General features: G+C 36.4%; 1 pseudogene. It reads left to right on the top strand.

Annotated features, from left to right (window positions below):
• Positions 1-228, top strand: a pseudogene (locus SB775_RS34615) (RNA polymerase sigma factor region1.1 domain-containing protein); the annotation flags it as partial.

Below are 228 nucleotides of genomic sequence, written 5' to 3'. Positions count from 1 at the left end.
AGATTGCAGAACGCATGAATGGATTTGAAATTGAATCCGATCAAATGGATGAATACTAGGAATATTTAGGTGAACAAGGGATTGACTTAGTTGGTGACAATGACAACGACGAAGGTCCTAATAATCGTCAAATTACAAAAACGGAAGAAGAATTTGACCTTAATGATTTAAGTGTGCCGCCAGGTGTGAAAATCAATGACCCTGTTCGTATGTACTTAAAAGAAATTG

The sequence above is a fragment of the Peribacillus sp. SIMBA_075 genome (assembly GCF_046534585.1).
Note: the sequence above shows the minus strand (reverse complement) of the source record. Positions and strands in the feature narration are given on the sequence as shown.